Here is a 10394-nt window from a genome sequence, read left to right on the forward strand (position 1 = left end):
AAAAAACACCTCTCTTTTCTATATTTACCTATATATTATAACACTAAATATACTTTCCTCCCCCTATTTATTGCGTATTTAAGTTCTATATAATATAATCTTAATTGACTATATTTTAAGGGAGGAACTTATGAAAAATTTCTTAATGAATTTAAAGCGTAGATTCGATAAGGATACCGTTTTCAGAATTATATTATTTTTAATTCCTTTATTCTCAATAGTATTTAAAGGAATTCTATTCCAAAGTTTTGTTTCAAGTACAAATCCTTATGAATTGAATTTATCAACAGGATTTTCAAACTCTAGATATTTCTTAGATTACTACTATGCTTTTGCATTAGTATTTTTAAGTTTTGCATTACTTTTCAAAGGAAAAGGACGAGTTATATATCTATTTGTAATTGATGTTATAATAACAGCATTAATTCTAACTGATATAACATACTTTAGAGGATTCTTAACAGTCCCTTCAGTACTTATTTTAACTCAAACTGCAAATCTAGATAATCTTTCAGGCAGTGTAATGTCAATGTTTAGTCCATATGATATTTTATTTTTATTAGATTTTATCATTATGGGTATATATGTTTTCTTCACAAGAAAGTCTTATGTTAGAGTTCAGAAAAGAGCTATTAAAACTTTTTTATGTACACTTATATTGCCGATAATATTTATTGCTTATGTGCCATTTAATGTGTTTGTTTTAGGCAACAAAGATGTTAAAAATTCATATTTATTTGAGAATTATGATCCAACAAATACTATACAATATTTCTCATCAACTGGGTATCACATAATAGATATAATAAATGTTGTTAAAGATTCAAAACCATACGAATTAACTAAAGAAGATCAAACTCAAATAGATGACTACTATAAGTTTAAAAATGAAAATTTACCAAATAACGAATACTTCGGTAAATTTAAAGGTAAAAATCTTATAGTAATACAAGTTGAGTCACTTGAGAGTTTCTTAATAGGCCAAGAAGTTAATGGCCAAAAAATAACTCCAGTTTTAGACAGTTTAATAAATAAAGGAATTTACTTCCCTAATATTTATGAACAAGTTAATGAAGGTACAAGCTCTGACTCAGATTTAATGATTAACACATCAATGTTACCACTTAGAAGGGGTTCTACATTCTTTAGATACCCAAATAGAGCTTATAACTCAATGCCACTTATATTAGAACATAATGGATACAGTACAACTGCAATACATCCTGATAAAGGATCATTCTGGAATTATCAACAAGGTTTAACTGGAATCGGATTCCAAAACTTTACTGACTTCCATTCATTTAACCCTGATGAAATAATAGGAATGGGATTAAGTGATAGAACATATTTCAAACAAGTTGTACCAATGCTTGAAAAGTTAAAACAACCTTTCTATTCATTTAATGTAACTTTAACAAGTCACGGTCCATTTGATCTTCCAAAAGATCAAAGAAAACTTAAGTTAGATCCTGAGCTAGACAATAGTGAACTTGGTGGGTATTTCCAAAGTATTCATTATACAGATGCTCAAATAGGATACTTCTTAGAACTTCTTGATAAAGCAGGAATATTAGATAATACTGTTGTTGCAATTGAAGGTGATCATACTGGAGTTCATAAATATTATCAGCACAGTATAGATACTTTATCTAAGAAAGAAGACTGGTACTCAAATAACGGTAAGCCTACAGTTCCACTTGTAATATACAATAAAGGAACAGATATAGGTAAAACATTTGATACTATCGGTGGTCAAATAGATATAATGCCAACATTATTATACTCACTTGGTATTCCAGCAAAAGAGTATGAAGATACAGCACTTGGAAGAAATCTATTAAATACAAAAAGAAATTACGCTGTTCTAACTAATGGATCAGTTGAAAATAAAGGAGATCTTACTCCAGAAGAGATGGTACTTATTCAGAATTCACTTGAAATGTCTGATAAGATGATTCGTGCTGATTACTTTAATATGAATAAGCATTAATAATATAAAAGAAAAGTCTAAATTATTTAGACTTTTCTTTTTTTATATTTAATAAATATTATTACTCCGATTATTGAAATTATTGAGATTGCAATTGAGAACCTTGCAATTAAATGTGCTATTAAAGCTATATCATGACCAAGGTAATATCCTAGTGCTTCCATTCCTGTTGTCCATATGGCAATCCCTATTGCTGAATATGCTGCAAATTGAAGTTTATTAATTCTTTCAGCTCCTGCTATAAGTGATACATATATACGGGTAAGCGGTATTATTCTACAGATTAAAACTACTATCTTTCCATACTTTTCGAATAATTTATGAATAAGGTCAAAGCCTTTTTTACTAGATTTAAATTTCTTTTGAATCCAATTTATAATGGGCTCTCCTCCATAATATCCAATAGTATAACTGACTAGTGAACCAATAGTTCCTCCAATTACTGCAAATAATATTGCATATATGAATTTATACTTACCTTCTGCTACACCACAACCTATAAGTGGTATTATTATCTCAGTTGGAATAGGGATGCATCCATAATCTAATAACATTACTATTACTACACCAATATAACCAAATTTATCTGTTATACTCATAGCTATATTAAGTATTAAAGCTATTATATTCATATCCCAACATTCCTTTCAATCGTCTATTTAAGGTATTATACCATTTAGTTATTATGAATTTATTAATACAGAAAAAAAGATATGAGAATTTAAAAAAATTTTAATTCTCATATCAATATTAGCGTAATTATTTTCCTGCAATTGATAATTCTTTTATAAGTACTGATGGTGATCCAAAACTACTCATTGGGAATTTAATATCAGTACAAACTTCTTCTATGTCTTTTAAAAGAGTAAAGAAATTACCTGCTACAGTTATTTGCTCTATAGGATATGATTTCTTTCCATCTTCAATCATAAAGCCTTTTGCAGCTAGAGAGAAGTCTCCGGTTATTGAATTAGCTCCTGAATGAAGTCCTGAAAATTCGCTTATAATAATTCCATTATTAACTTCCTTTACAAGTTCATCAAAGTCTTTATTTCCTTTTTCTATATAGAAATTAGTAGGTCCAACTCCAACTGGTGATGCATATGAAGCTTTAAATCCACTACCCGTAGTTTTAATGTTAGCTTTATTTGCAGTCTTTAAGTTATGAAGTAAAGTTTTAAGTTCTCCATCTTTAACTATATCTTTCTTAAACGTAGCTACACCTTCATCATCAAAGGCAACTGATGCTAATCCATCCTTCATAAGAGGATTATCAATAATAGTAACTTTAGTTGATGCAATCATTTCTCCTTCTTTATCTTTAAGTAGAGATATTCCTTTTTGAGCAGAATCTCCATCAAAAATTGACCAGAAAGATTGAAGTAATGATACCATAGCTTCATTTCTTATTATTGTTTTATACTTATTAGAAGGTGCTATTTTACTACCGACTTTCTCCATAGCTTCTTCTATAGCTTGCTTTGCTATTTCTGTAGGTTTTATATCTGATACTTTCTTAGCTACTCCATATCCAAATCCATCATACTTCTTACCATCTATATCAAGTACTGGTACAACATATGCTGATAAAAGATTTGTTTTATCACTAAGGTCTAATCCTTTAGAATTCATTATTCCGTACTTTAAATTAACATAGCTTATTCCGCAACCAATGAAATTAGAGACTTTATCTGAAATGCTCTTACATTCCTTCTCCATTTGCAATGCTAGTTCTATTAATTTTTGTGGATCAATATTTTCAAGTTCTTTATGATAATTATTTACGTCACCGTAAGTTTTATCACCTTTGTAAATAAACTGAATATCTTCATCTTCTATAGATTTAGCTGATTGAATTACATTACTTATTAATATTGGAATTGAATCTTCATCAACTATTTCAGTATAAGAATATCCCATTTTTCCATCTACCATTGCTCTAAATGATACACCAGAAGATTTTGTTAAATTATATTTTTCAACCTCTTCTTTGTATATGTTTATACTTAAACTTTCTTTATCTGAGAAATATATTTCAAATTCTTTTAATCCTTGATCATGCGCTTCTTTAAATAATCTATTTTTAAACTCTTTAAATTCCATAATACGCCTCCTATCTTCCACCTACAGTCATTTCTTTAACTCTAATCATTGGTTGACCAACATTAACTGGTATACTTCCTGAAGATGAACCACACATTCCTTGTGCTTGGCATAAATTGTCTGAAACCATATCTATATCCATAAGTATTTCACTACCTTTACCAATAAGGCTAGCACCTCTTACAGGCTCTACAATAACTCCATTTTTAACAAGGTATCCTTCTGCAACTGAGAAGTTGAATTCTCCTGTTACTGGGTTTACAGATCCTCCTCCAAGTTTCTTTGCATATAGTCCATCTTCAACTGATTTAATAATATCATGAGTCTTATCAGTTCCAGCTGCTATATAAGTATTTGTCATTCTTGAAGTTGGAGCAAATTTATAACTTTGTCTTCTAGCACTTCCTGTAGGTTTCATTCCCATTCTTCTGCCATTTAATTTATCTATCATATACCCTTTAAGGATACCATTTTCTATAAGAATATTTTTTCGAGACTTAGTTCCCTCATCATCTATATTAATTGAACCCCATGCATTTTCTATTGTTCCATCATCAATTGCAGTAACTTTACTTGAAGCTATTTGTTCTCCAATCTTACCTGCAAATTCTGAATTGCCTTTTGCAACAGCTGTTGCTTCTAATGAGTGACCACAAGCTTCATGGAAAAGTACTCCTCCAAATCCATTATCAATTATAACTGGCATTCTACCTGCTGGACATTCTTTAGCATGAAGCATAGTAACTGCAGTTTTTGCAGCTTCAACTCCATAGAATGCTGGATCAACTTCATTAAACATTTCAAATCCCATTGAACGTCCTGGACCTTCAAATCCCATTTGATTTTCACCATTTTTTGAAGCAACTGCACTTACGCCAAGTCTAGTTCTAACTCTTCTATCTTCAACTATAAGACCATCAGTATTAGCAATTAATATCTTTTGATCTTTATCACTATAACTAATGCTTACTTTTGATATATCTTCGCTATACTCTTTAGCACTCTTATATGCACTTTTCATTACCCCAATTTTCTTGTCATAAGCAATATCTCCTGGATAGAATTTAATTATATGCTTATTTGGAACTATTATTGAATCATTTAATATTATCTCCTTCTCATCCTTTAATGTTCCAAGGGCAAGTGCCGCTTTATATGCTGTATCTAAAAGACTTTCTAAAGAATTATTATTTGTGTAAGCATAAACACTTTTAAGTCCTTTAAATATTCTAATTCCAACTCCATAGCTTCTTCCACCTAAAGCATTTTCAACTTTATTATCTAAAATTCCTAACGAATTGCTTATTGTATCCTCTTCATATATTTCAGCAAAGTCTCCTCCTGTAATCATACATTTAGATAAGACTTTTCCTATAACGTCTTTTGATAACATTTAATCACTCCTTTTTTAATTATCCTTTTGGAATTCATTAAAAACTCTATTCCAATAATCAACATAATCTCTTTCACACCATTCTGCCATTATTACTTGCTCTCCATCTTTTAATGGATACCTTTTTACTGGTGTTTGAGATATTTTATTTCCATTAACTTCATAAACTAAAAGTTCATTTTCAACAATAACAATAAGCATTTTTCCATCTGGTGATGTATATGCGTCTTTTATAAATGGTATTTCAGTTCTAAGAGTTCTCCATGGAACCATTAACGCATCATATTTAACTAAATTATCATTTGGCTTAATTGATAAAGTATAATTATATGATTGATCATTCTTATTAAGAGGTGAAATCTTTCCTTGAAGTATCCACTTACCTGTTTCTCTCTTTAAAGTGAAATTACTATAATCAATATATCTTTTATGACTTTGTTTTTCTTCATTTGTAAAATTATTATAAACTCTATCATAATCTTTCTTATATATTGAGTTAACATCTTTAGGATATATATCTTGTATAACTAACCCTTTTTCAACATAAAGATTATCTACTGGTAATACTTGATATTGTGGAAAGTTATTTTTAAACTTATTTCCTTCATAAACTTCTGTTGCAATGTAATTATTGCCTATGAAATTTATGTTTCTATATATATCATTATCACTTTTAATTTCTACCTTTTCTTCTTTACTCTTTCTATCTATAGTGTTTGCAACAAAATATTCTTGATGCTTTCCTTTATCAGTTATTATTTTCTTCTCAAGTGACCATATTCCTGTCATTCTAGGAAAAAGTATTCCATTTGCTGATTCAATATCTTGATACTTATTATCTTTAAAGCTAACCCATAGAGTCCTATACTTTTCATCTGTATAAGTTCCATCTGAATTTTCTTTTCTAGGTTCTTTTAGTCCTATATAAACACCTTTATCTTCACTTGTGTTTAATACACTTTCTTTCTTTTCATTTACATTATTACTTTGTACAAAAGTATTCTCATCAATACTACCAACTTTTTTTACTGTAAAGAAAACACCTTGGTAATATATATAACTTTTACTATCATCTACATTAAAAAAATCTAAAATCGAATTCTCTTTATCATTTGCAACTATAACATTAATTTCATCCTGATTTAATTTTAAATCCTTTATTTTAAAATCAGATTGATATGATATATAATAATCATCTTTTGCAACTTTTAATTTATAAGATACATCATTATATGTTTTAGAATCGATATTTATATTATTTTCTCCTATGTCAATTACTTTACCTTTTAAATCTTTTAAGTTTTTCTCTGGATATATACTTTTATCTAATATTTTGTAATCAGTCACTTCCCATTTTCCTTCTATAGCTAAATGATTATTTACTGGTGATTTTATTTCAATCATTTCATTTGAACTAGAACTTCCACAACCAGTTAAAGAAAATAAGGTAATAATTATAGCTATTAGCATCATTATCTTATTTCTCATCTATATGTTTCAACTCCTTTAATTTAGGAATATTTATTATAATTTCAGTTCCAACATGCAGTGTACTTTTAACTTTTAATCTTCCACCATGTAGCTTTACTATTTCATCTGCAATTGAAAGTCCAATTCCAGCATTAGAATTTGCGTTGCTACCTTTATAGAATTTCTCTTTAACCCTTAAAAGCTCATCTTCATGTATTCCACATCCATTATCTTTTACATTTATAATTAAATTGTCTTCTGTTTCATTAAATGCAACTTCAACTGTTCCCTGCTCTGGTGTAAATTTAAATGCATTATCTAAAATATTAATTAGAACCTGTTTCATTCTATCTGTATCTAATTCTATTGAACAATCTTTAGTATTATTGTATACAAAGAAATTAATATTTTCTCTTTCAGCTCTTGGTGTCATGTAAAGTTCTATATAATCTGAAAACTTACTTACTTGTATATCGACTTTCTTTAAAGCCATATTATTATTAACAAGTCTAGAGAAATCTAATAACTCTTCAACCATAGTAGCTAATCTATCTGTCTCTTTTTCTATTATGTTAAAACCTAAGTTTAATGTGTCTCTATCTGTATTTTCATTATTTAAAGTAATTACCCACCCTTTTATAGCTGTAAGAGGTGTTCTTAACTCATGAGATACTGATGATATAAAATCATTTTTCATCTGTTCTCTTTCGGCAAGTTCTTCAGCCATATAATCTAACGTATCAGCAAGCTGACCAATCTCATCTTTAGTTGTGAAATTACTTCTTTGATTTAAATCTCCATTTGCCATTTTCTCTGCTGTATTCTTAAGTTTTAAAATAGGATTAACTATTTTTCTTGCCATAATTAAACTTAATACTACACCAATTATTAAAACTCCAATAGAAATTATTATAAAGAATGTTGTTATTGATGTTATTGATTCATCAATCGTTTTAAGTGATGTAATAAATCTAATCACACCAACTATTTTGCCGTTAACTTCTAAAGGTTTAGTTACTGCCATTATTTTATAGTCAGAATAATTAACTTTTCCAACCCATGTACTTGCTTCACCCTTTAAAGCCTTTTTAACTTCAGGGTTATCCGATAATGTTTTATCACTTACTCCAATAGAGTCCATAAGTAATTTACCTTTATCATCAAATATTTGTACTTGTGCTGTAGTTTGATTCCAAAAAGCATCAACATTATCATAGACATTCCATACTAATGATGATGTTGAGTAATATCTATCATAAAAATTAGTTGCTAAATCAATTTGATTTGTAAGTATTGTTTGAGTATTATCGTAATAATACTGTTTTACAAAAGCAATTAAAAGAACATCTAATATAATTATTGTTGAAAGAATTACGCCTATAAAATTTCTAAGCATTCTAGTTTTTATACTTTTCATTCTTTATCCTTTCCATCTATAACCAATTCCCCAAACAGTCTCAATATATTCAGGTGTTGAGGCATTTTCTTCTATTTTTGATCTAAGTCTTCTAATATTTACATCAATTATTTTAGGATCACCAAAGTAATTGTATCCCCACACTGAATTTAAAAGTTCATCCCTTGAAAATGCCTTATTAGGATTTTCTATAAATGTCTTCATAATTAAATACTCTTTAGGTGTTAGTTCTATTTCAATACCGTTTTTTGTTATCTTTTGGGAATATAAATTTATAACAAACGGTCCATTTACTAATTCATTTAATGAATTTTCTGTATTACTTTCAAGTCTTCTTAATATTGCCTTTATTCTAAGCACTACTTCTAATGGATTAAATGGTTTAACTATATAATCATCAGCACCATACTCTAGACCCATTATCTTATCCATATCTTGCCCTTTTGCCGTAAGCATTATTATCCCCATGCTTGGAAATTCACTTCTTAACTTACTACATACTTGAAATCCATCTATTCCAGGTAACATTACATCTAATATAGCTACGTCTGGTTTTTCAATCATAGCCTTTTGTATTCCGTCTTCACCATTGCTTGCTTCTATTATTTCAAAATCATTTCTTGCTAAATTTATTTTTAGAAAGCCTCTTATGCTTACTTCATCTTCTACTAATAATATCTTTGCCAAATTAAGCACCCCTTCTTATTTAAATTAAATATTTATTTTAAAAAAGAAGCTTAAAATTTAAGCTTCTAATTTATATTATAATCTATAATTTTAATTATGGATAACATAATTATTATTTCATTGTTTTAAATTCATATCCTTCACTTTTAAAGAACTCAATTATTTCTGGTAATGCCTTAACTGTATTTCCTTTTCCATAAGTATCATGCATTAAGAATATTACGCTATCTGCATTTGGACCTAGTTCTGTAACAGTTTTTTTAGTCTTTTGAACTAATTGCTCTGGTGTACTTTTTCCGTTACCTTCTGCATCTCCATTAAGTGCATTCCACTCTGCTATTGCTATTCCTTCTTTATCAAGAGTTGGTCTAATGCTTTCTCTTCCGTTCCATGACCAGTATCCACCTGGGAATCTAACAGTTGTTGTAGAAAAATCTTTTCCTAAAGTTTCTTTTAATAAGTTATTTGTCTTATTATATTCTTCCATAAAATTATCTGGATTTATAACTCTATTTGGATAAAGATATTTGTATTCATGACTGTAACTATGATTTGCTATAGCATGTCCCTCACTTGCTTCTCGCTTTAATAATGATTTTGCAGTATCATTAGCTTCTACGCTTTTTCCTGTAACGAAAAATGTTGCTTTAACATCATTTTCTTTTAGTATATCTAATATCTCAGGTGTATTCGTAGTTGATGGACCATCATCAAAAGTTAAATAAACTACTTTCTTTCCATCATCTCTAACTGGATAATGCAAATTTCCTTTTTGAAGTCCTAAAGTTCTATCTGCAACTACTTTAGCATCTTCTGCATTTGGATCATCTTTAAGTGGTATATATCCTGAATTATCTAAGTTACTTTCTTCTTTAGTTGGAGGATTACCGTCCCCACTTTTATCTGAAGATTTTTTGTTGTCCTTGTCATCTTGTCCATTATTTTGAGCTGCGGCTGCTTCTTTATTTTCTCCCTTAGGTGAAAATGCTGAATAAATTCCAATTCCCCCAATTACTAGAACTACCGCTAGTCCTACTAATATGAATAATTTTTTTCTTCTGACCTTTTGGTTTTTTTCAAAATCTTTTCTCATATTTGCTCTGTAGTTATGTACTTTCCCCTTTTGGTTTCTCATTACTCACAATCCTCCATCTTAAGTCTATACTTATATAATAATACTTTTATGTCTAATTGGTATTACAAATAGCTTAATATTTATTACAAAAGAGTAATAACTTTTTTTAACGCAAAAAAAAATAAGCCTTCATAAGCTTATAATAAAAATGGCTCCGCGAAGAGGACTCGAACCTCCAACCTGTCGGTTAACAGCCGAA

The 10394-nt window shown here is 29.0% G+C and carries 8 protein-coding genes; 1 reads left to right on the top strand and 7 read right to left on the bottom strand.

Features of this window, described 5'->3' with window-relative positions; genetic code table 11:
* Positions 1–130: 130 nt before the first annotated feature.
* The gene (locus tag RSF37_RS10005) at positions 131–1990 is read left to right on the top strand and encodes an LTA synthase family protein (RefSeq protein ID WP_332564269.1); all 1860 of its coding nucleotides are present in this window, start codon (positions 131–133) and stop codon (positions 1988–1990) included.
* 26 nt (positions 1991–2016) lie between these two features.
* Here the strand turns inward: RSF37_RS10005 and RSF37_RS10010 are convergent, their stop codons facing one another.
* The 7 genes from RSF37_RS10010 to RSF37_RS10040 form a co-directional block, all read right to left on the bottom strand.
* A complete protein-coding gene (locus RSF37_RS10010) occupies positions 2017–2622 on the bottom strand; it encodes a DedA family protein (RefSeq protein ID WP_332564270.1) in 606 nt (201 codons plus the stop codon).
* A gap of 127 nt (positions 2623–2749) precedes the next feature.
* Positions 2750–4093 (bottom strand): TldD/PmbA family protein, encoded by a 1344-nt coding sequence (locus tag RSF37_RS10015; protein WP_332564271.1) that lies wholly within the window; start codon positions 4091–4093, stop codon positions 2750–2752.
* Positions 4094–4103: 10 nt separating this feature from the next.
* Positions 4104–5486 carry a TldD/PmbA family protein gene (locus RSF37_RS10020; protein WP_332564272.1) on the bottom strand — a complete coding sequence of 461 codons (1383 nt, stop codon included), beginning with the start codon at positions 5484–5486 and terminating at the stop codon, positions 4104–4106.
* A 15-nt stretch (positions 5487–5501) separates the two neighbouring features.
* A complete protein-coding gene (locus tag RSF37_RS10025) occupies positions 5502–6974 on the bottom strand; it encodes a hypothetical protein (RefSeq protein WP_332564273.1) in 1473 nt (490 codons plus the stop codon).
* Positions 6964–8373 carry a HAMP domain-containing sensor histidine kinase gene (locus tag RSF37_RS10030; RefSeq protein ID WP_332564274.1) on the bottom strand — a complete coding sequence of 470 codons (1410 nt, stop codon included), beginning with the start codon at positions 8371–8373 and terminating at the stop codon, positions 6964–6966. Before RSF37_RS10030 ends, RSF37_RS10025 begins: the two co-directional genes overlap by 11 nt.
* Positions 8374–8376: 3 nt before the next feature.
* On the bottom strand, positions 8377–9060 hold the full coding sequence (locus tag RSF37_RS10035; RefSeq protein WP_332564275.1) for a response regulator transcription factor: 684 nt from the start codon (positions 9058–9060) through the stop codon (positions 8377–8379).
* A 112-nt stretch (positions 9061–9172) separates the two neighbouring features.
* The gene (locus tag RSF37_RS10040; protein ID WP_332564276.1) at positions 9173–10195 is read right to left on the bottom strand and encodes a polysaccharide deacetylase family protein; all 1023 of its coding nucleotides are present in this window, start codon (positions 10193–10195) and stop codon (positions 9173–9175) included.
* Between the last annotated feature and the right edge of the window lie 199 nt (positions 10196–10394).

The sequence above is a fragment of the Clostridium sp. genome (assembly GCF_036643715.1).
In the GTDB taxonomy this organism is placed as follows: Bacteria; Bacillota; Clostridia; order Clostridiales; family Clostridiaceae; genus Clostridium.

Coding starts and splice junctions, on each gene's coding strand:
- RSF37_RS10005 (WP_332564269.1), top strand. CDS start 131: ATGAAAAATTTCTTAATGAATTTAAAGCGTAGATTCGATAAGGATACC.
- RSF37_RS10010 (WP_332564270.1), bottom strand. CDS start 2,622: ATGAATATAATAGCTTTAATACTTAATATAGCTATGAGTATAACAGAT.
- RSF37_RS10015 (WP_332564271.1), bottom strand. CDS start 4,093: ATGGAATTTAAAGAGTTTAAAAATAGATTATTTAAAGAAGCGCATGAT.
- RSF37_RS10020 (WP_332564272.1), bottom strand. CDS start 5,486: ATGTTATCAAAAGACGTTATAGGAAAAGTCTTATCTAAATGTATGATT.
- RSF37_RS10025 (WP_332564273.1), bottom strand. CDS start 6,974: ATGAGAAATAAGATAATGATGCTAATAGCTATAATTATTACCTTATTT.
- RSF37_RS10030 (WP_332564274.1), bottom strand. CDS start 8,373: ATGAAAAGTATAAAAACTAGAATGCTTAGAAATTTTATAGGCGTAATT.
- RSF37_RS10040 (WP_332564276.1), bottom strand. CDS start 10,195: ATGAGAAACCAAAAGGGGAAAGTACATAACTACAGAGCAAATATGAGA.